This is a genomic window from Aquibium sp. ELW1220 (assembly GCF_030398385.1).
Lineage (GTDB): Bacteria > Pseudomonadota > Alphaproteobacteria > Rhizobiales > Rhizobiaceae > Aquibium.
The window spans coordinates 1-21344 of sequence record NZ_JAOAOQ010000023.1; the positions used below are offsets into that span (position 1 = coordinate 1).

General features: G+C 66.5%; 17 protein-coding genes. 12 read left to right on the plus strand and 5 right to left on the minus strand.

The genetic code is table 11. The annotated features are described in order from the left end of the window. Window positions 1-1039 precede the first annotated feature (1039 nt). The 3 genes from N1F91_RS19275 to N1F91_RS19285 all read right to left on the minus strand — a co-directional run bounded on the left by N1F91_RS19275 (window position 1040) and on the right by N1F91_RS19285 (window position 5508). A complete protein-coding gene (locus N1F91_RS19275) occupies window positions 1040-1864 on the minus strand; it encodes a manganese catalase family protein (protein WP_289994694.1) in 825 nt (274 codons plus the stop codon). Between the two features lie 160 nt (window positions 1865-2024). Next, window positions 2025-2390, minus strand: a complete 366-nt coding sequence (locus tag N1F91_RS19280) for a response regulator (protein ID WP_289994696.1) — start codon at window positions 2388-2390, stop codon at window positions 2025-2027. Then, window positions 2374-5508 carry a CheR family methyltransferase gene (locus N1F91_RS19285; RefSeq protein WP_289994697.1) on the minus strand — a complete coding sequence of 1045 codons (3135 nt, stop codon included), beginning with the start codon at window positions 5506-5508 and terminating at the stop codon, window positions 2374-2376. The genes N1F91_RS19280 and N1F91_RS19285 overlap by 17 nt, the downstream gene beginning before the upstream one ends. Before the next feature lie 133 nt (window positions 5509-5641). Between N1F91_RS19285 and N1F91_RS19290 the strand changes: the two genes are divergently transcribed. The 7 genes from N1F91_RS19290 to N1F91_RS19320 all read left to right on the plus strand — a co-directional run bounded on the left by N1F91_RS19290 (window position 5642) and on the right by N1F91_RS19320 (window position 9636). Continuing rightward, window positions 5642-5851, plus strand: coding sequence for a hypothetical protein (locus N1F91_RS19290; RefSeq protein WP_289994698.1), 210 nt, complete (start codon window positions 5642-5644; stop codon window positions 5849-5851). Next, the gene (locus N1F91_RS19295) at window positions 5848-6432 is read left to right on the plus strand and encodes a response regulator (RefSeq protein WP_289994700.1); all 585 of its coding nucleotides are present in this window, start codon (window positions 5848-5850) and stop codon (window positions 6430-6432) included. Before N1F91_RS19290 ends, N1F91_RS19295 begins: the two co-directional genes overlap by 4 nt. 299 nt (window positions 6433-6731) lie before the next feature. Beyond that, window positions 6732-7019: a metalloregulator ArsR/SmtB family transcription factor gene (locus N1F91_RS19300; RefSeq protein ID WP_289994702.1), complete on the plus strand. Its 288-nt coding sequence runs from the start codon at window positions 6732-6734 to the stop codon at window positions 7017-7019. After that, window positions 7016-8074, plus strand: a complete 1059-nt coding sequence (locus tag N1F91_RS19305; RefSeq protein WP_289994705.1) for a permease — start codon at window positions 7016-7018, stop codon at window positions 8072-8074. Before N1F91_RS19300 ends, N1F91_RS19305 begins: the two co-directional genes overlap by 4 nt. A 13-nt stretch (window positions 8075-8087) precedes the next feature. Continuing rightward, window positions 8088-8324, plus strand: coding sequence for a thioredoxin family protein (locus N1F91_RS19310; RefSeq protein WP_289994707.1), 237 nt, complete (start codon window positions 8088-8090; stop codon window positions 8322-8324). Continuing rightward, window positions 8321-9232, plus strand: a complete 912-nt coding sequence (locus N1F91_RS19315) for an MBL fold metallo-hydrolase (protein WP_289994710.1) — start codon at window positions 8321-8323, stop codon at window positions 9230-9232. Before N1F91_RS19310 ends, N1F91_RS19315 begins: the two co-directional genes overlap by 4 nt. Further along, window positions 9232-9636, plus strand: a complete 405-nt coding sequence (locus N1F91_RS19320) for an OsmC family protein (RefSeq protein ID WP_289994711.1) — start codon at window positions 9232-9234, stop codon at window positions 9634-9636. The genes N1F91_RS19315 and N1F91_RS19320 overlap by 1 nt, the downstream gene beginning before the upstream one ends. Window positions 9637-9712: 76 nt before the next feature. Here the strand turns inward: N1F91_RS19320 and N1F91_RS19325 are convergent, their stop codons facing one another. Beyond that, window positions 9713-9934 carry a hypothetical protein gene (locus tag N1F91_RS19325; protein WP_289994712.1) on the minus strand — a complete coding sequence of 74 codons (222 nt, stop codon included), beginning with the start codon at window positions 9932-9934 and terminating at the stop codon, window positions 9713-9715. On the opposite strand from N1F91_RS19325, the gene N1F91_RS19330 reads away from it, so the two are divergent. From N1F91_RS19330 to N1F91_RS19350, 5 genes are all read left to right on the plus strand, one after another. After that, window positions 9935-12271 carry a heavy metal translocating P-type ATPase gene (locus N1F91_RS19330; protein WP_289994714.1) on the plus strand — a complete coding sequence of 779 codons (2337 nt, stop codon included), beginning with the start codon at window positions 9935-9937 and terminating at the stop codon, window positions 12269-12271. A 282-nt stretch (window positions 12272-12553) separates the two neighbouring features. Then, window positions 12554-13762: an HlyD family efflux transporter periplasmic adaptor subunit gene (locus N1F91_RS19335; protein ID WP_289994716.1), complete on the plus strand. Its 1209-nt coding sequence runs from the start codon at window positions 12554-12556 to the stop codon at window positions 13760-13762. Beyond that, window positions 13759-14931 carry an FtsX-like permease family protein gene (locus N1F91_RS19340; RefSeq protein WP_289994717.1) on the plus strand — a complete coding sequence of 391 codons (1173 nt, stop codon included), beginning with the start codon at window positions 13759-13761 and terminating at the stop codon, window positions 14929-14931. Before N1F91_RS19335 ends, N1F91_RS19340 begins: the two co-directional genes overlap by 4 nt. Window positions 14932-14933: 2 nt before the next feature. Beyond that, window positions 14934-15629, plus strand: coding sequence for an ATP-binding cassette domain-containing protein (locus N1F91_RS19345; RefSeq protein WP_289994718.1), 696 nt, complete (start codon window positions 14934-14936; stop codon window positions 15627-15629). Window positions 15630-16004: 375 nt separating this feature from the next. After that, window positions 16005-17792 carry a DUF6538 domain-containing protein gene (locus N1F91_RS19350; RefSeq protein ID WP_289994720.1) on the plus strand — a complete coding sequence of 596 codons (1788 nt, stop codon included), beginning with the start codon at window positions 16005-16007 and terminating at the stop codon, window positions 17790-17792. Between the two features lie 86 nt (window positions 17793-17878). On the opposite strand, the gene N1F91_RS19355 is transcribed toward N1F91_RS19350, so the two are convergent. After that, window positions 17879-21343, minus strand: coding sequence for a YhaN family protein (locus tag N1F91_RS19355; protein WP_289994721.1), 3465 nt, complete (start codon window positions 21341-21343; stop codon window positions 17879-17881). Window position 21344 lies beyond the last annotated feature (1 nt).

A 21344-nucleotide genomic window follows, 5' to 3' on the forward strand; every position in this document is an offset into this window, starting at 1 on the left:
GACGAAAATCCGAACCTGAGACGGGAGCCCGCCGGCGCCAGCGCCCGTCTGGCCAGACGGGCGCTGGCGAACCAGCTTCCCCGACAGTTAAGCACATCGACGACAGACAATCCTGAGGTGCTCGGCGAAGCCGAGCCTCGAAGGACGCCCGCCCCACCGCAGCGCCCGTCCTCGCCCCATGACCATGGGGGAGAGGTGGCCCGGGCGCAGCCCGGGACGGTGAGGGGGAGCTCGGCGGCAAGCTTCACCCCCGGGCTCCTTCTCCATGGTCCCGCCCGACCGCATCCGCCGAGGAATGGATCCCGGATACGTCGTCCTTCGCTGCGCTCGGACGTCGTTCCGGGATGACGAAGGGTGCGGGGGCGCCCCGCCGCAGCGCCCGTCCTCGCCCCCATGACCATGGGGGAGAGGTGGCTCGGGCGAAGCCCGGGACGGAGAGGGGGAGGCCGGTCGAGAGAGCGGGCAGCGGCCTGCGGACCCTCCTGCACCGGATCGCAGGCTTCGACGGCGAGGCATGGATCCCGGGTCTGCGCCTCCGCTTCGCTCCGGCTCCGCCCGCGACGACGACCCGTCGCGGAAGCCCCGCCGCAGCGCCCGTCCTCGCCCCCATGACCATGGGGAGAGGTGGCCCGGGCGCAGCCCGGGACGGAGAGGGGGAGGCCGGTCGAAAGAGCGGGCAGCGGCCTGCGGCCCCTCCTGCACCGGATCGCAGGCCTCGACGGCGAGGCATGGATCCCGGGTCTGCGCCTCCGCTTCGCTCCGGCTCCGCCCGGGATGACGAAGGTTGGGGGAGCGCCCCGCCGCAGCGCCCGTCCTCGCCCCCATGACCATGGGGGAGAGGTGGCCCGGGCGCAGCCCGGGACGGAGAGGGGGAGGCCGGTCGAGAGAGCGGGCAGCGGCCTGCGGCCGCTCCTGCACCGGATCGCAGGCCGCGGCGGTGGCGAAATGCGGGACGATGCGGAAGGCGATGCGCCTTCCTGCACCGGATCGCAGGGATCCTATCCCCACTCACTACTCCCTACTCCCTACGCACTGTGCCCTACATCTGCTCCTTCTGCGCCGCCGAATCCGGACGCGCCTTGCCCAGCGAAGGCACCTGGCCCAGCGGTTCCGGCTTCTCCTTGACCGAGAATTCCGCGCGCCCGTCGAGCGACGGCCCGGAGCTCCAGCGGCCCTGCGGCGCCGGCTTGTCGAGCGAGGTGTTCAGGAAGTAGTACGAGTGCTCCAGCGCCTCGTGGCTCTCCGGCGTCGAGTTCGGGATCGGCAGCGAGGCCGCGAGCCCGCCGAGCTCCTCGATGACGGCCAGCCACTGCTGCTGGTGCATGGTGTCGCGCGCGATCAGGAAGGACAGCATGTCCTTCATGCCGGCATCGTCGGTCATGGTGTAGAGCCGCGACGCGAGCACGCGGCCCGAGCCTTCCGCCATGGCGTTCGCCATCATGTCGGCGGCCAGGTTGCCGGTCGCGTAGATGTGGCTCATGTCGAAGGGCACGCCGTTGGCGTTCACCGGCATGGCCGACAGGCCGGACGACAGGATGTGGCGCGGATTCATCCCGCCCAGAATGGCGTTGACGATCGGATCCTTCGCCGCCTCCTCCTGCATCGAGACCGGGGCCTTCTCCAGGTTCAGCGCCACGGCATGGCCGAGGAACTCGATGTGCGAGAGCTCTTCGGTTGCCGTCATCATCAGCAGGTCGCGGTACTTGGCGTCGCCGCGGGCGCCCATGGCCTGGAAGAAATACTGCATGGCGACGCGGATCTCGCCTTCCACGCCGCCGATGGCCTGCTGCAGCATCTTGGCGAAGAGCGGGTTCGGCGTGTCGCAGCGCACTTCATATTGAAGCTTCGAGGAGTGATGAAACATTGACTGGTCCCTTCAGGTCAGGTTTGCGACCTGCGAACTGGCCTTGCCTCGAAATGTTCCTGCAGACATGCACGCCTCCGGCCGCGATGCGTCGCGCGCGCGACGCGGGGCCGGCGCACGGGGTGCGCTCTGCCAGGGGCAGCCGGCCGGGGCGACGATATCAGTCCTTCGCGACGAGCCGCGACAGGACCTCCAGCAGTTCGGCCGGCGCGGCCGGTTTGCCGATCAGCGCCACGTCCTCGAAGCCGCCCGGCAGGCTGATCTCCGCGTAGGCCGTCAGGAACGCGAAGGGCACGCCGTCGGCGCGCAGCCGCTCGGCGACCGGAAGGCTCGTGTCGTCCCGCAGCGAGACGTCGAGCAGCCCGGCGTCGACGTCGCCCGCGTCGATGAGCGCGATCGCCACGTCGACCCTCGGTGCGGGACCGAGAACCTCGTAGCCGGCGTCGGCGAGCAGCCGCGCCAGGTCGTCGGCGATGAACCACTCGTCTTCCACGATGAGGACGCGCTTCTTAACCACCATCGGCATCGTCCCCTTCGGCAACGGCCGCCATCTTCAGCGGAAACGAAAAGCGCACCTCCAGCCCCGTCTGGTGGAACAGCGTTTCGACCTCGCCGCCCAGCCGGTAGCCGATCTCGCCCTTCAGCAGCGACAGTCCGAAACCGCTTCCTTCCGGCGGCGTCACCGGCGGACCGTCGTGCTCCCTCCAAGTGGCGCAGACCCGGTCGTCGCTGCAGCACCACGCGAAGGTGACGCGCCCGCCCGGTTTCGAGAGCGCGCCGTATTTCACGGCGTTGGTGGCCAGTTCGTGCACCACCATGCCCACCGAGAGGCCCTGGTGCGGCGCCAGCCGGATGTCCGGGCCGGAAAGTTTGATGCGCTCGGCACCGAAAGGCGCTGTCTCCTCGCGCGTCAGTTCCAGGATCGAGACCTCCGTCCAGTTCTCGCGCGACAGCAGGCTGTAGGCGCGGCCCATGGCCTGCAGCCGCCCGATATAGGCGCTGCGGAAGCTCTCCAGCGTCGGCGCACGCGTCAGCGTCTGGTTGGCGATGCTCATCACCACCGTCAGCATGTTCTTGACCCGGTGGTTCAGCTCCGAGATCAGCGTGCGCTGGTGTTCCTCGGCTTCCGCCAGGCTGGTGACGTCGACGAAGGTCACCACCACGCCCTCGATGCCCTGGTCGCCGTTGCGATAGGGAATGAGCCGCACGAGATAGTGCCTGCCGTCGGCGTCCCGGGCGATCTGGTGCTCGAGCCGCTCCCCCGACTTGAAGACGCCCACGATGTGGGCCTTCAGCGCGGGGTAGTCGAGCCGCGTCGCCAGGTCGGTGAGGGGGCGCCCGACGTCGATCGCCCTCAGGTTGAAGAACGTCGATGCTGCCGGCGTGAAGTTGCGGATCACCAGGTGTCGATCCAGGAACACGGTCGCGATCTCGGTGCTCTCGAACAGGTTCTTCAGGTCGTTGTTGGCGCGGTCCAGCTCCTCGATCTTGCCGCTCAGTTCGGCATTGATCGTGCTCAGCTCCTCGTTGAGCGATTGCAGCTCTTCCTTGGAAGCCTCCAGCTCCTCGTTGGTGGATTGCGATTCCTCATTGACCGAGACGAGTTCCTCGTTCGACGCCTTCAGCTCCTCGAGGGCCGTCTCGTATTCCTCCACCGTCGACTGCAGGCGCTCGCGCGTGTCGCGCAGTTCGCGTTCGAGGTCCGTGGTCGCCGCGATCGCGCTTTCCCGGCTCCGCTCCGCGCGCGTCTGCGCCGAACCCTGGGGCTCGAACAGGACGATGTAGAGCGGCTCGGGCTGGTCCCGGTCCGCAAGCGGTTCCACCGTCAGCCTCAGCTCCTGCAGCCGGTCGCCCTCGTCCTCCACGAAGATGTCGCCGCGCGTCACAGACAGCTGCGTTTCCATCGCCTCGCGCAGCGCCGATCGCAGGTCCAGCCGAAGCCCGCGGCGGGCCATCGTCAGCAGATGCCGGGTCGGCGCGCCTTGCGCCGCCTCCAGATATCGCCCTGTGCGGGCCGAGTAGTACTCCACCTCCCCGTAGCCATTGACCACGACATGCGCCGGCGCGAAATGCTCCAGCACCTGCGCCTCCACGGCGTGGCGCAGCGGGTAGCCGGGGGGGCGGCGGACACCGGCCTGCTGCAGCGCCTCGTTGCCGCCCTGAAGCCCGCTCGCGATCAGGGGGGGCAGGCGCGGGGCGCGCCCGGCCGAATGATGCCGCGCCTGAAAGATCCGGTGCTTCTTCTCGACCGTGGCGAACAGGTCGCCATGCTGGCTGATGCTTTCCGACGTCCCGAGAAAGAGAAAGCCGCCGGGCTTCATCGCGTAATGGAAGGTGGGGATGATCCGGCTCTGGATCTCCTGGCCGAGATAGATCAGGAGGTTCCGGCACGAGATGAGGTCCATGTGCGAGAAGGGCGGGTCGCGGATGACGCTGTGCGGCGAGAAGATGCACAGTTCGCGCACCTCCTTCGAAACCACGTAGCTCGCGCCGTCGCTCGTGAAGAAGCGGTCCTTGCGCGCCTGCGATACGCTTTCCAGGAGCGGCCCGGGGTAGCGTGCGGTTCGCGCGACGGCCAGCGCCGCGTCGTCGATGTCGGTTGCGAAGATCTGGACGCGCGGCGCGACCGTCATCCGGCTCATGCGCTCGCGGATCAGGATGGCGATGGAAAAGACCTCCTCCCCGGTCGCGCATCCCGGCACCCACACGCGCACCGAATCCGAGGCGCCGCGGCCCTCCAGGATCGAGGGAATCACCGTCTCCTCCAGCGACCGGAACGCCTCCGCGTCGCGAAAGAAGTTGGTGACGTTGATCAGCAGGTCGCGAAACAGCGCCATCGTCTCGTCGGGGTCGGCGCGCAGCCGCTCGACATAGGTTCCGATCGTGTCGATCTGCAGAAGCTGCATCCGGCGGCGGACCCGCCGGTGGAAGGTCTTGGTCTTGTAGCCCGAGAAATCATGTCCCGTCTGGCTGCGCAGCAGGCGATAGATCTCCGCCTGCGCCGCGCGGGCCTCTGCGGCATCCTTGTCCAGGCGCTCCTCCAGCGATCCGAGCTTTTCGAAGCCGCGAGCGAACTCGATCAGCTTGGGGCCCATCTCCTCGGCCGGCAGGGCAAGATCGATCAGGCCGCTGGCGATCGCGCTCTTCGGCATGTCCGGGTTGCGCGGTCCCGCGCCATCCTGGACCTGGGCCAGCGTCAGCCCGCCATGCTCCTTGATCGCCTTGACGCCGAGCGTCCCGTCGCTGTCGCCGCCCGACAGCACGACGCCCGCCGCATACTCGCCCTGATCCTTGGCGAGAGAAGCAAAGAAGATGTCGATCGGTTTGCGCTCGCGCGCCGCCGCGTCCGGCCGCCGCAGCGTCAGCCGCCCGTGCTCGATGCCGAGAATGGCGTTGTGAGGCATCACGTAGACGGTGCCCGGCTCCACCGCCATTTCGTCCGCGGCAATCACCACCTTCAGGTCGGTGAAGCGGGCAACCACCTCGTGCAGCAGGCTCTCGCGCTCGGGGCTGAGATGCGTGACCACCACGAACGCCAGTCCGCAGCCGCCCGGCACGCCCTTGAAGAAGGCTTCCATCGCCGGAATGTCGCCGGCCGATGCGCCGATCCCGACGATCGGAAATTTCTGGATTTTGCTGGCCACGTGTCCTCGCTCGCTTGCACCACAACCCGCGAGTGCGTCTTACGATCCGGCCCGAATTCGAAAATCGGAATCGCAAGACCAGAACATCCAGCCGGGAGAGGGGAACGATTTCGCAACCGGAGCGTTTGACCCGATGCGCAAGCCAACCAGGTTCCACACACGTCCCGGGATATTCGATCTCGACGACCCGTCGGTGTCGGCCCTCCGTGCGTCGCTCGCGACGGGTGAGGCCACCCCCGACAGGCTCGTGGCGGCCGCCCGCCGGCTGCAGGCGGCCCTCGATGCCCGTGCCCTGCGGTCCGTCGTCCTCGATGGTCTCGGCGGGACCGGGAGGAAGCGGTGACGGGTGTCCGCGGGCGCCGCGTGCTCATCGTCGAGGATGAATATCTCATCGCGCAGGACCTGAGCCGCTACTTTGCGAAGATGGGCGCGCATGTGCTCGGCCCCGTCTCGAACGTCGAGGCTGCGGGCCGCCAGGTCGATTTCGCGGAGGCCGCCGTGCTCGACATCGATCTCAACGGCCAGAAGGTCTTTCCGGTCGCCGATGAACTGGCGCGGCGGAAGATTCCCTTCGTCTTCTTCAGCGGCCGGGGCGACATCGCCATCCCCGAACGTTTCCGGCACGCCGGGCGTCTCTCCAAGCCGGTCGACGTCGACGCGGTGTTCGACGCCCTCTTTCCTGCCGACGACGGCGCGCGCGGAGATGATTCGCCCACGAATGTCCTCGCGGTCCTCCCCCGGCTGCGCCTCACTGCCCTTCTGCTCATGGAAACGCCCGGCCCGGCCGACCGCCTGGTCGAACTCACGCTGGAAAACGCCCTCGGTTCCCTCGACGGGAGGCCGCCCGGCGACGATCTGGAGTGCTGGCTGACCGGCCTGCTCGAAGACACCCACCGCCGCTGCGGCCGCAAGCTTCTCCTCTAGCGAAACCGCCGCCGTTTCCGGATTCCCGCGCCGTGCAGCGCGCCTGGCGGCGGCACCGGCTGCAACCGCGTCGCTTGCCGGGGCGCCGCTAGCGGCAGCGCACCGCTATGTCGCAGCGTCGTTCGTCCAAAGTCCGGACCGTCAGCGAGGCCAGGGCACTCCGGCCGCCGCACTGGCGGTGTGCAGGCTGTTCGCCTGCTCGAACGCTGCGCCCATGTCGTTGCTCGTTCTCCGCCCAAGGCCACTCTCGTTGACATGGATCAAGCCGCATATGCTCCGAGGCGCATAGATATGTCTCCATGCAAGCGGTCCTGGACGCCCTCTCCGATCCGACGCGCCGTTCCGCGCTGGCCCTTCTGTGGGACGGAGGCGAGCATTGCGTGTGCGAACTGATGGCTCGTCTCGGCGCGAGCCAGAGCCGGATGTCTCGGCACATGAAGGTGCTGCGCGAGGCTGGTATCGTGCTCGACCGGCGCGATGCGCAATGGGTGCGATACCGTCGGGATCCGAACCTCGCGCCTGAACTCGCTGCCGTGGTCGCCGCGGTCCTCGCCGCCGAACGAGGGCAGGAAAGGATAGCCGCATGACCATCGGGATTGATGTCGCGCCTCATGGGCGCGGGACGCTGGACTGGGTCTGGCTGGCGGGCGTTCCCGTGGCGGCGGTGGTCTGGTGGATCGTTTACGGCCAGCTGATCCCGTTATCCGAGTGGGTGACGTCGCTCGTGCCGGTGGCGCGGGACAGCCACACGGGGGAGGCCATCGCCTTCTTTGTCTACGACGTGCCGAAGGTGCTGTTGCTGCTGACCGGGATCGTGTTCGTCACCGGCGTGCTGCGCAGCTGGTTCAGCCCCGAAAAGACGCGCGCCATCCTGGCGGGCAGGCGAGAGATCTGGGGCTATCCCCTGGCGGCGCTGCTTGGCGTGCTCACGCCATTCTGCTCCTGCTCGTCGGTGCCCCTGTTCATCGGTTTCGTGTCGGCCGGCATCCCGCTCGGCGTCACCTTCTCCTTCCTGATCGCGGGACCCATGGTCGGGCCGGTCGGCCTCGGGCTGCTCTATGGCCTCGTGGGCTGGGAGGTCGCGACCCTCTATCTGGTCTTCGGCTTCACGATCGCCACCATCGCCGGCTGGATTCTCGGACGTATGAATCTCGAGCGTTTCCTGCAGGACTGGGTGCGCGAGCTGAACGCCGGCCCGACGGCCGAGCTTCCGGAAGAGCGCCTCACCCTCGCGGACCGGGTGAGGGTCGGGCTGGAGCAGGTGCGCGAGATCGTCGGCAAGGTCTGGATCTGGGTTCTCGTCGGCATCGGCATCGGCGCCGCGATCCACGGCTACGTGCCCGAGACGGTCATGCTTCGGATCATGGGCGGCGACGCCTGGTGGTCGGTTCCGGCCGCGGTGGTCGTCGGGATTCCGATGTACACCAACGCTGCCGGCGTGATCCCGATCGTCGAGGCGCTGCTTGGCAAGGGGGCCGCGCTCGGAACGACGCTCGCCTTCATGATGTCGGTGATCGCGCTCAGCCTGCCGGAAATGATCATCCTCAAGCAGGTGCTGAAGCTTCGCCTGATCGCGATCTTCGTCGCGGTCGTCTCGGCCGGGATCCTCGCCACCGGCTTCCTGTTCAACGCGATTCTCTGAAGGAGATACCGAGATGAAGATCGTCAAGGTCTACGGCCCCGGCTGCAAGCGCTGCGAGACCACCGAAGCCATGGTGAAGAATGCTGCGGCGAAGCTTGGTATCGAGGTCGGCGTCGAGAAGATCACCGACGCGAGGTCCATCGCGATGGCGGGTGTCATGTCGACGCCCGGCATCTCGGTCGACGGCAGGCTCGTGCATGCTGGGGGCCTTCCAGACGCCACCAGGCTGGAAGGCTGGCTATCGGCATGAACCGTGCCCTTCTTGCTGCTGTCCTCGCGCTTCTTCCCGTCCTTGCTGCGGCAGGGACCCTCGACATCCAGCCGGTAACCGACGGCGTCTGGGCCATCGTGGGCGAGAAGGAGCAGCGCAGCGCCACCAACCTTGCCAACAACGCGACCTTCGGCCTCCTGGAGACCGAGCAGGGCGCGGTGCTGATCGATCCGGGCGGGTCGTGGAAGGGCGCCGAAGCGCTGCACGAGGCCATTCGTACCGTCACCGACCAGCCGGTCCTCTACGTCGTCAACACCGGTGGACAGGACCACCGCTGGCTCGGCAACGGCTACTGGCAGGCGCACGGCGCGATCGTCATCGCTTCCGAGGCGGCCGTGGAGGATCAGCAGGCCCGTGGCTCGATGCAAATGACGGCGCTCTCGCAACTGATCGGCGACGCGCTCGACGGCACCGAACCCGGTTACGCCGACGTCACCTTTGCAGACAGGCATACGCTCGACCTCGGCGACCTGACGCTGGAGATCGTCCATCCCGGCGCCGCGCATACGCCCGGCGACAGTTTTGTCTGGGTCCCGGAAAAGGCAACGGTCTTTGCCGGTGACATCGTCTATGTCGAACGCATCCTCGGCGTGGGCGATCAGAGCTCGATCGCCGAATGGCCCGCGGCTTTCGAGGCCATCGAGGCGACCGGAGCGGTCCATGTCGTGCCGGGGCACGGCCGCGCCACGACGATGGAGCGCGCCCGCGCGGATACCTACGCCTACCTCCTGAATCTGCGTGAACGGATCGGCGCCCTGATCGAAGCGGGCGGCGATATCCTGGCGGCGCCCAGGGTCGATCAGTCTGACTTTGCCCATCTCGAGCAGTTCGAGGCTCTTGCCGGGCGCAACGCCCAGACCGCCTACCAGCAGATGGAGTGGGAGTGATGGCGCAGTATCAGGTCAGCGCCAGAAGGATCGACAGCCACGGATCCGAAGCGACCACGAAAGAAGCCCGCATCGTTCTCGATACCGACGTGGCCGGAAGGCTGGACGCCTTCAATCCCGCCGAACTGCTGCTGGCGGCGGTTGCCGCCTGCATGATCAAGGGTATCGAGCGCGTGACGCCGACGCTGAAGTTCGATTTGCGCGGGGTCGAGGTGCGCCTCCATGGGGAACGCCAGGACAGCCCGCCGAAAATGCTCTCGATCACCTACGAACTCGTGTTCGATACCGACGAGACCGACCAGCGCCTCGACCTCCTGCACAAGAATGTCCGCAGATATGGCACGATATCGAACACGGTCGCTGCGGCGCTGGAACTGGAAGGGACGATAGGCAGGAAGGCATGACCTCGCCCTCAGGCATCCCCGCGTGTTTTGTCCCCGGATAATCCATCCTCCCGATTTCTCGACGTGACGATCGCGGTCAGCGGCGATCGCCGGAACGGGCGCCTGGCTCGTCCATGGCGCGCGACGTCGTCGCCATATCGTTCACATGAAAGCCTCGACGCTCATGCCGACCACTGAAGCAAGTCGTCTTCGTCTGGATCTCAAGGTCCTTCTGCCTGACGTGCCCCACGAGGCCGACGCCTGCGTCGGGCGCCTCGTGGGTGAACTGGCGGGCCGGGACGGGATCGATCAGGTCCATGTGCTTCCCGTTGTCGGCGACGACCAGGCCAGGCTCTGCATTCACTATCGGCCTGAAGTGCTCAGCCTCGGGCGCATCCGGGAGATCGCGGAAGGCGCCGGCGCCCGGATAACGGAACGCTTCGGCCATATCCTCTGGCAGACGGGCGGTCTGAGCAACGAGCGGCGCGCCCGGACAGTCAGCGAATTGCTGCAGCGGACGAGCGGGGTCCTGGAAGCGGTCGCCACCGTGGCCGGCCCCGTGCGCATCGAGTTCGATCGCACGCTGACCTCGGAAGGGGCGCTGCGCCAGGTTCTGGACGACATGAGCGTCGACGTGCGCGAGCCATCGGCCAGGGCGGCCGCTCTGCAGGGCCACGTTGCAGAAGAACACCAACACGAACATGGCGGCATGCTCGGCGAAAACATCGAGCTGATCTTCGCGGCCATTGCCGGCGTGCTGCTCGCCATCGGCTTCATGCTCTCCTTCGCGCCCGCCGTCCCCGCATGGGTCGAACTCGCGCTCTATGTCGCTGCCTATGGGTTCGGGGGCTACTACCTGCTGCGCGAAGCGATCGACACGCTTCGTCTCGGCCGGCTCGAAATCGATGTGTTGATGCTGGTCGCCGCCGCCGGAGCTGCGGCGCTCGACAAATGGGCGGAAGGCGCCCTCCTGCTGTTCCTGTTCAGCATCGGACATGCGCTCGAACACTACGCAATGGGTCGCGCCAGGCGCGCCATCGCGGCCCTCGGGGAACTTGCCCCACCGACGGCGGAGGTGCTCCGCGACGGCGAGGTGATCGAGATCGCGGTCGTGGACCTTGCCGTCGGCGACACCATCGTCGTCAGGCCGAACACGCGCATTCCCGCGGACGGGTTCATCAGCCTCGGCGCGAGCAGCGTCGATCAGGCCGCGATCACCGGGGAAAGCGTCCCGGTCGACAAGCAGGCTGTTGACGATGTCGACGCAGCGGCTTCGAGGCCAGAAAGGCTTGCAGCCGAGAACCGCGTCTACGCCGGCACGATCAACGGAAGCGGCGCGCTGCAGGCGCGGGTCACCCGGATCGCTGCCGACAGCACGCTGGCGCGACTGGTGCGCATGGTCGGTGAAGCGGAAGCGCAGAAATCGCCGACGCAGCGCTTCACCGACCGCTTCGAGCGCATCTTCGTGCCCGTGGTTCTGGCGAGTGTCGCCCTGTTGCTCTTCGCCTTCCTGGTGATCGACGAGCCGTTCGGCGACAGTTTCTACCGCGCGATGGCAGTGCTGGTCGCCGCCAGTCCCTGCGCGCTGGCGATATCGACCCCGAGCGCCGTGCTGTCCGGCGTGGCGCGGGCCGCGCGCGGCGGCGTCCTGGTGAAGGGTGGAGGGCCGCTCGAAAACCTCGGCGCGATCCGCACGATCGCCTTCGACAAGACGGGCACCCTGACCGAAGGCAAGCCGCGGCTCACGGACGTCATGCCCGCATCCGGCGTCGCGGCGCGCGACCTGCTCGCGGTCGTCGTCGCGGTCGAACAGCTCAGCGACCATCCTCTGGCTGCGGCCGTGGTCCGCGACGGCCGGGCCCGGCTCGGTGACGGCCTCCCGGTCCCCCCTGCCGAGAACCTCATGAACATCATCGGCAGGGGCCTGTCGGCCGAGATCGGCGGGCAGCCAGTCCTCGTCGGCAAGGCGGCGCTGTTTGCCGAAGTCGACGGACCCGCTTTGCCCTCTACAATCCAGGCGGTTGTCGAGGACCTCGAACAGCGGGGCCGGACCACGATGGCTGTGCGCCGCGGCGACGATTATCTCGGCGTGCTCGGCCTGATGGATACCCCGCGCGCCGCCGCCGCTGGGGTCATCGCACACCTGCGCACGCTTGGCATAAGCCGCATGGTCATGATGTCGGGAGACAATCGGCGCGTTGCCGGGACCGTCGCCAAGGAAGTCGGGCTGGATGAGGCCTTCGGCGATCTGATGCCCGAAGACAAGGTCGCCGCCATCATTCGACTGCGGTCAGAGCAGGAAGTCGCGATGGTCGGAGACGGCGTGAACGATGCGCCCGCCATGGCCAACGCGACGGTCGGCATCGCCATGGGGGCGGCCGGCTCGGACGTCGCACTGGAGACAGCCGACGTGGCGCTGATGGGCGATGATCTGGCCCGGCTCCCTTTCGTCATCGGCCTCAGCCGCAGCACCAGCCGGATCATCAGGCAGAACCTGTGGATCAGCCTCGGCATGGTCGCTGTGCTGGTTCCGGCGACGCTGCTCGGTCTGCAACTCGGGGCGGCGGTGGTATTCCACGAAGGCTCGACGCTGCTCGTGGTGGCGAACGCGTTGCGCTTGCTGGCTTACCGCGAACGGCCCATAGGTCTTGACTGATGGCCTTGGCATGCTTGCTGGGCCGTTGGCCTTGCGACGTTCTTGCGCAAGCGGCTCGCCGGAAAGCGCGACCGAAGAGGCAGCGGGAACGGACTCTGCCGCGGGTCCGGACTGGCGTCTTCCGGAGGCCTGCTCTGCGTTGGCGAGATCGTGACAGTCGCCCGCCGGTTCATGATCAGGATCATGTCGGCGCCAGCCGCTGGGTGCTACTCATTTTCAAAGTCGCTCCGCTTGGACCACATCCGGTCGGCTGGCGCGCGAACGCCGCGAAAGAGCCCTGGCATGACCCGCCCGCCCGACCCCGGACTTCCGCTCATTGTCGAGGTGCCGGAAAAAGGTGCCGCCCTGACCCGGAGATGGTTTCGCAAGCGCTATCTTCTCGTCTTCCTGATCCCGGTCTTCATGTTCACAGGCGCGGTGATCGGCATGTATTTCCAGCCGCCGGCGCTGCGTGTCTTCTACACGTTCACCGGTCTGACCCCGGGAGCCGGCAGCGAAAGCCCCATCGCCCTGCCGCCGGAGATCGAACTGCCGAAGGACATGGCCGAGACCATGCGCTCGACCGACGTGCTCGGTCTGGCCCGCCTGATGCCGCGCGGCGACATTTCTCCCGTGGCGGCGCCCTACGGTGCGGGGGATGCCCGGGTGGCCGAAATCCTCGTGGCCGAGGGAGACCGGGTCGAAAAAGGGGCCGAACTGGCCTGGCTCGACAACCGGGACTTCCTGGAAAGCGCCGTCCTCCTGGCCGAGGCCAATCTGGCGGTGCGGGAGGCGGCGCTGTTGCAGACCCGCGCCACCGTGCAGAGCAGCCGCGACGAGGCCCTGGCGACGCTCGATCAGGTGCGCTCGGCCGGGGGCGAAGCGGCGGCGCAGCGACAGCGGACAGAGGAACTGTTCCAGCGCGCCATCGCGACCCAATCGACGCTGGACGCGGCGGTCGCTGCGGAGCGGCAGGCGCAGGCGGCCGTCGCGAAAGCCGAGGCGACGCTGGCGCGCTTCACCACGGTCGCGCTCGAGGAACAGCCCGACGTCGTGGTCGCCCAGCGCAACCTGGACGCCGCCCGCGCCGACCTCGACCGCGTGCGGAGCGATCGGAGCCGCGCCGTGGTTCGGGCGCCGATCGCCGGAACGGTGCTGGATATCGCCGTGACCCCCGGCACCCGCCCTCCGGCCGACGGCATCATGCAGATCGGCGACACGTCGGCCATGATGGCCGAGGCAGAGATCTGGCAGGACCGGATTTCGCATGTGGCTCCGGGCCAGCCGGTGGAACTGGCCGCCATCGCGCTCGGGCGAACGTTCCAGGGCAAGGTCCAGTCCGTCGGGCTGACGGTCGGCCGGCAGGGGCTTTTGGCCGACGACACCGCGGCGAACACCGATGCCCGCGTTGTGAGGGTGATGGTGGCGCTGGACGCGGAATCGTCTCGCGCCGCGGCGGCGTTCACGAACCTCGAGGTCATCGCCCGCATCGACACCCGGACGGCACGATGAGCCGCCTGCTGGAGATCCTGTTCGGGCGGCTGCCGATCGGCTGGCTGCAACTGACCCACAGTCGTACCCGCTTCGCTGCCGCGCTTGCGGGCGTGGCGTTCGCCAACGTTCTCGTCTTCGTCCAGTTGGGCATCATGAACTCGATGGCGACGGCGACGCTGAGGCCCTACAGCTTCCTGCAGGCCGACATCATGATCTCCGCCAGCGACTCCAACGCCTTGTCCGATGGCGGCAACGTGGCGCGCCAGTGGATGCTGCAGGCCATGGCCCGCCCCGACGTGACGGCGGGCATGGGGCTCTTCCTGGCCAACGTGAACTGGCAGCGCGCGGCCACCACGGTTGGCCTGACCACTTTCGGCATCGACCCGGCTCAGCCCGGTTTCCTGTCGCCGGACATCGCCGCCAGGATCGGCCCCCTGCAGGTGCAGATGGCGGGCCTGCTCGACCGGCTGTCGCGCGGCCTGCCGCGGGAGGAGGCGGCGGGCATTCGGCCGCAGTCGCCCCTGTCGTTCGAGACCTCCGGCAAGACGCTCACGCTCTACGACACCTTCGCGGGCGGTGGCGGCTTTGGCGGCGACGGCTACATGATGGTGTCCGACCAGACGTTCCTGGCGCTGTTTCCGGCCCGGCAGTCGGCCGCGCCCGACCACATCCTCCTGCAATTGCGCCCCGGGGCGGACCCCGAGAAGGTCAGCCTCGAACTGCGGGACCTGATCTCGGACAAGACGCTGCGCATCCGCAGCTTCGCCCAGGCCGCGCAGGATGATCTCTCCTATCAGCAGACCCGGCGGCCGACGGGCGTCATCTTCGGCTTCGGCGTCATCATCGGCGTGCTGGTGGGGATCGTCATCGTCTATCAGGTGCTGTCGACCGACGTGGCCGACCACATGCGCGAATACGCCACGTTCAAGGCCATGGGCTACGGCCAGGGCTTCTTCCTCGGCATCGTGCTCGAGGAAGCACTGATCCTGGGACTGTTCGGTTTCATTCCCGGTGCCATCGTGGCGACCGGGATGCTGACCCTGATGGGCAAGCTGACCACCCTGCCGCTGGCCATGACGCCAGCCATGATCATTGCCGTGTTCGCCGGGACGCTGGTCTTCTCCATGGTCTCCGGCGCCATTGCCACGCGCCGGCTGGCCGGCGCCGATCCGGCGGACCTGTTCTGACCATGGCGCCGGATGATGCTCCCCTGTGGACCAGTGAGCTGAACCACTGGTTCGGCGTCGGCGAGGCGCGCAAGCAGGCGCTGTTCGACGTCTCCCTGTCCATCGCACGCGGCAGCCTGACCGTGCTCGTCGGGCCGTCCGGGTCTGGCAAGACGACGCTGCTGACGCTGCTCGGCTGCCTGCGCGAGGTGCAGGCCGGATCGGTCGTCCTTCTCGGACACGAACTTCACGGGGCGCCTCCCGCGCTGAGCACGGCGCTGCGCCGCCGGCTCGGCTTCATCTTCCAGGCGCACAACCTGCACGAGAGCCTGACCGCCATGCAGAACGTCCTGATGGGCCTGCAGGTCAAGGGGCGCGTCGACAAGGCGGTGGCTGGGCGCGCGGCCACTCATGCGCTCGGTCTTCTGGGCCTGTCGGACCGAATGGACTACCTGCCGGCGAACCTGTCGGGAGGGCAGAAGCAGCGCGTGGCGGTCGCCCGCGCCCTGGTCGGCAATCCGGACGTCGTGCTGGCCGACGAGCCGACGGCCGCGCTCGACCGCGAAAGCGGCGCCAACGTGGTCGATCTGCTCAAGCGTCTGGGACAGGTCCGAGGCACGACCACAGTCATGGTCACACACGACAATCGCATCCTCGACCTGGCCGACCGCATCCTCACACTCGAGGATGGCCGCATCGTCGGGGACCGCCAGCGCTGACGGAGACGGCCGCGCCAGGGCGAACATCGGCACCCGCCAGGGTTTGCCGATGCATTCCTGCCGTTAGGCGTTTTTGTAGTGATCCGCACCCGCCGGTGCCCGACCGGATGCCGGCTCAGGGCCAGCCGCCTCCGGGCCTTGCGGAACCGCTCGGACGATTCCCGGGGTCCGAAGCCATGGACAGGCAGGCCTGACCCTCTATCGGGCCGTCCGGCGTGAACTTCATAATCAAACAGCGCTTGGCTGGGGCGCCTGGAACAAAATCCAACTCTTCCTAACGCACTGGAATGGCATAAATGTCTCTAGAAATTGACCTTTCTGCCATGAATGTGTAACACACGACTGTAACACACGGACCTTCCAAGTGGGGCAGTCATGGCACGTCTTAGCTACCTTCTGCGTCGCGGCGCGAGCTACTACGCGCGCATGCGCGTGCCCCTTGATCTCATCGACGTCGTTGGCCGGAGGGAGTTGGTGAAGGCTCTTGGAACTAAGGATGAGCACGAAGCCAAGCGGCTCATGTGGCCGGTGGTGGAAGCTTGGACGCGTAGATTCGACGATCTCCGATCGCGTCGTCTCCTGACGCCCGACGACAAAGCAGAAGCGACGTGGCAGCACTACACGAGGACGTTGGATCGCGACGACCAGTCCCGGAGGCAGATGCCATCTACGGACGATATCGACGCCGCGACCGAAGAAGCTATCAAGCGTATGCAGCGGGAGAACATCGATGATCGCAACCCACTGGCATTTTTGGACGCGAGCATTGAGGTAGCGGTCTTAAGTCGCCAGCGCGAGTTTCTGGCCCATCAGCGGCGGGCGAAACTGGATGCGTTGCGCAAGCACATTGTGGAAGGGGAGACGGCGCTGATCGCTCATGAAGTTGACGCCTACCTCGACCAGCACAAACTCATGATCGACCCCTTGTCTCCGGATCGCGGCGATCTCACCCATCGCATGATGCGCGCCGAAATCGAGGCCTTGGAACGCACCCTTGAGCGCGACCGAGGCGATTATGGCGGCACACCCAGAGACCCGATCGTGAAGCCGGCGACCGGCACGTCGCGCGAGCGCGCCAAGCCCGGTGAGACGATAATGGAGTTGTTTGAGACTTACGCCGCTGAGAACCCGAGGGGCATCGCCACCGATACCATCGCTCAGGCTCGTCGGGACGTGGGCACTTTCGTTGACCATGTCGGCAGCACCTGTCCGGCGCGCCGGATCGACAAGAAGGCCGTGCGAGAGTGGAAGGCGCTTTTGGCGCGCTACCCGGTGAAGGCTACCGAGACGAAGGACTTCGTCGGCATGAAGATCACTCAGATCGTGCGCCACAACGAGAAGGTCGGGAAGCCTGTTCTCACGCCGCGCACCGTCAATCGCTACCTCGCCAGTCTCGGCGCGTTCTGCAATTGGCTGGTCAATCACGGCTACCTGGACCAGAACCCTACTGCCGGAATGGCACTCGCCAAAGAAAGGAAGGTCAGCACGCGTCCGTTCACGGTCGACCAAATGAACACGTTGTTCAAGTCGCCGATGTTCGTTGGATGCCAGAGCGGCGATGAGTGGCGGAACGTTGCGAAGCCGGGGAATGTGCGCATTCGGGATCATCGCTATTGGGTTCCGCTGGTCATGCTCTTCTCCGGCGCGCGTCCGGCAGAGATTGCGCAACTCGCCGTTTCCGACGTGCGGCAGGAACATGGCCACTGGATCATGCACGTTACGACCGAGGGGGACGGTGAAAAGAGCGTGAAGACGGCCGGCAGCATGCGCGTCCTGCCGGTGCACCCTGAACTCATAAAGCTCGGATTCATCACGTATCGCGACGGTATGGAGAAGGCTGGACAACAGCGCCTCTTTCCCGAAGCCAAGCGAAACAGCCGTGGTCAAATGATAGCCGAATTCTCGCGCGAGTTCGGCCGCTACCTCACGCGCCTTGGCCTGAAGGATGGGCGTGGTCTATCGCTCTATAGCTTCAGGCATGGTGCGACGGATGCGCTGCGTCGGGCCGGCCATCTCGACGAGCAATTCGGCTTCATCCTCGGTCACACCAAAGGCACCATGACCGGCCGTTACGGGATCATGCCGCAAGGCATGCTGATGCAGCGGGTCGAACTGATTAACACCATCGCCTATCCGAAGCTTGCACTTGATCATCTCATGTAGATGGCGCGAGCGCGGGCCGAATGATCCCCGCGTGTGGGGGGGAGCAGGAAAGAGTAGGCGAGCGTGACGCCGCTTCGGGAACTGGCTTATAAATCAATTACATCAAGATCCGCTCCTAGAGCGGCGCCCCCCAACTCCACCACACTGCGTTCATGGGTGAATAGGATGGGCTGGATGGTGGCGCTCATCTGTGCCAGCGCGACGAGACCTGCAGTCGCGCGCTCGTCGTCAAAAGTCTGGAAAATATCGTCGCCGATGAAGGGAGCGGGCTCGTTGCGCGATGCATACTCCTCAAGGTAGGCCATCCTTAGGGCCAGATAGAGCTGGTCAACTGTGCCGTCGCTCATGCCGACGATGGACACCCGCTCGCCGCCAGGGCGCTCGCCTCGCAGTTCCGGCTGGTCGTCGTCGCCAAATTCCTGCGTGAGGCGCGCGAACGAGCCACCGGAAAGAATCGCGAACAAGGCACCAGCGCGCTGAAGCAGCGGGTCCGCCTGGGTCTGTCGGTGCTTTTCCATCGCGGCACCAAGCATGGTCGATGCGAGTTTCAGCACCGCCCAGTGTCGCGCGACATCGACGATTTCAACTTCAGCCGAGTGTCGCTGGAGTGCCGCCAGCTCGGATCCCTCACTCGCCTCGTGTCGGCGCTGAGTCATGAGCAGTTCCGCCTCCCGCGCAGCGTCTTCGCCGAGCTGCTTCACCAGACGATCGTGCTCAAGCTCCAAGCGGGTGATGTCGACCTGCGCGGCGGTTCGGTCGAAGCCGGCGAGATCGAGACGGGCGATGATCTCGTCCTGACCGTCGGCGAGAGTGTGGAACCGCCTTCGCGCCTCGATCAGATTGGCGCGCAGACTATCTCGCGCTCGCAGGCGTGTGACCAGCGCGGCCGGATCAGTCTCCTTCGGCAGGACGGCAGTGAGTTCAGAGAGCGCCGATGATGCGTTTTCATTGCGCTGCCGCGCTGCGGCCAGCTCACTGGTCGCCTTCGCGAGCGCAGCGCCGGTTGCCTCGTGCTTTACCTTGGCCTGTTGTGCCGCCTGGAGTCGCTCGCGCAGCGAGTCAGCGAGCCTGTCGGCCGGCAAGGCCTGTAGGTCCGGAGCGTGCCGGGCAGCCAAATCCTGCGCCGCCTGCAGGAAGGCAGTCGTGTCACGCTGCATGCCCTTCACGCGCCGGCCCCGATTATCGCGCTCATGCACCAAATCGGGATATTCGCGCCAGGCCTTGAGCGCCACGATCGCCTGGTCCATCGTCGTCTCGACGTCGAGGCCGATCGGCAACAAGGCTGCATGGTAGTTCACGGCCCAATCGTTCTGCCGGACAATGGCGTCTGCCAGATCCGCTTCGAGTTGCTCCAGCCGGCGGACAGCTTCCTGGCGTTTGCCCTCAATGGTGCGGCCTTCGGTCCAGGCGTCGGCCAGACTAGTAAGCTTGGCGTCGATGGCACGGGCGAGCGCCTGGGTCGGCAGGCTGCCCGCCTCGAGCGCGATACCCCTTGAGATCTCGATGAGCGCGGGTGTCAGCGCCGCCTCGCGATCAGTCAGGACCGCAACATCGTCGGCGAGCGCCTCGGCGGCGCGGCGCTCGTCCAACAATCCGGCGACACGCTGGACCCAGGCCTCCATGTCGGCTGGCGTGCCTGGGGCAATCCCCGCCGCGGAGAACTCCGCCTCATAGTGCGAGCGCGCGTCGGCCATTTCGGCCGCCTGCAGACTGAGCTCCGCACCTCTGGCCGCGATCTCCACGTCGAGCGCGCTGCGACGAATCATTGCGGTAGCGTGCTGCGTGCCGCGCTGCGAATCTGCGATCCACAGATCCACAAGTCGATCGACCTCGGCGACTAACGACTGATAGGCTGAGAGGTCGGACGGAGCGTTCTGGGCGTGCGTCTCGCCGAGCAGGGCCCGGCGAAGCTGATCGAAGCCCGAATCGCGGGCGGCTCGGGCCTCGGCGATCGATTCGACGGAGGAGATCGGACCGCTAATCTCGAGCTCGGCGATCTGGGCCTCAAGACGCCGGCTTTCCTCGGTCAGGGTCTTCAGTGTGGCACTGGTATCGCGCGTCCGGTCCGCAATGTCGGCAAGGGCAATCCGGTGACGCGCCAGCATGGCGACGGAGGGGAGCGGGCAGGCAGCTAGGCGCGTGAGATCATGCACCGGCGGCGTCAAACGAACAGCATGCTCCTCCACACTGCGCAGCAGCGCTGTGCGTCTTTTTACCAGGTCGCCGATGGCCTCAACAGACTTCAGATCAACGCTGAGCGCCGCCACCCGATCGCGCCACGGTTTCGGGTCGATGAGTGCGGCACTTTGCTGCGAGCGCTGCAACTCCTCGCGGGTGCGGCGCTCGGCGTTGATGGCGTTGTTGAGCGCCCGGATTTGGTCTGCAAGCTCGCGCCCTTCGTCGACCAGTTCGTTCACCAGCGCCAGCGCCGGGTCTGACGGCTGCAGCGCATCCGCATTGGAGTCCTCTCTGAGACCGATCCTGCGAATCAACTGGCCGATCCGGTCGCGGTAGTCGTTCTCTTCCGCCAAGATGCGGGGCAAGTCGCGCTGCTTGCTGGTGAAGTCGGTTGTCTGGGCGAAGAGAGCGGTGATGGCGGCAGCGTCGGCCAAGAGCGCTGAATCGACTACGATCCCCGCAAGCGCTTCACCAAGGTCGTTTTCGTTCTTCGCGGCCGTTGTCGCCGCACTATCCGATGCGGCGCATTCAGCGAGCCTCTCCGATAGGCGATCGGCAAGGTCGGTTGGCAGGGCGGCGATGTCTGCAAAGGCGTCAAGATCGCGGGTTGCCTCGTCCATTTCATCGAGCGCCGGCTGCAACTGGCGCAGCCTGCTCAGATGCTTGATCTGGCCCGACGTCTCCACGCGCATGGCTTTGGTGGCGACTGTGCTCTGCGTGACCTCTTCGAGTGCCGCAACGTGCGTCTTCCAGTCGGCAGATCGCAGTTCGCTGTCGCGCTCGCGTCTGCGAGCTTCCTCGTGCCGCGCTTGGATCTGGTAGAAGCGACGGCTCGCCGAGGCCCGTTTGGTAAAGATCGCATCGGCCTCCTCTTCGAGCTTCGCGCGCATTGAGGTCAGCCCGAGCAGGCCTGAAGCGGCCGCAAACAGCATGCTGCCGAGCTCGCCATCGCTGCGCAACATCTCGGCTGCGCCTTGGCGCAGGCGTGCGGAATCCAGACCGAAGGCCCGCTTGAATGTCTCCCGGCGGAGAGAGCCGAGAAAGGGCGATAGCGCGTCGTCGTGCAATGGGGTTTCCTCCGCAGTCGCAGAGAGAAGCGTGTTCTTGTTTCCGCGGCGGCGGCGAAAGCTAAGCGATGCACCGTCACGGCTGATGACTTCGGCTCCGACCCGCAGCGTGGCCGCGTCGTGAAGGAAGGAAAATTCCTTTTTGGCGGCAAAGCCGAAGAGTAGGTCAGTGATAGCCGCAAGCGCCGAGCTCTTCCCGGCCTCATTTGGGCCGAAGACGATGTGCAATTTGGCATCGGGCCGAAGTTGGAGGGTCCGGTCGGTCAGCGAACCGTAACGCATGAAGTGTAGCGCATTGAACCGCATA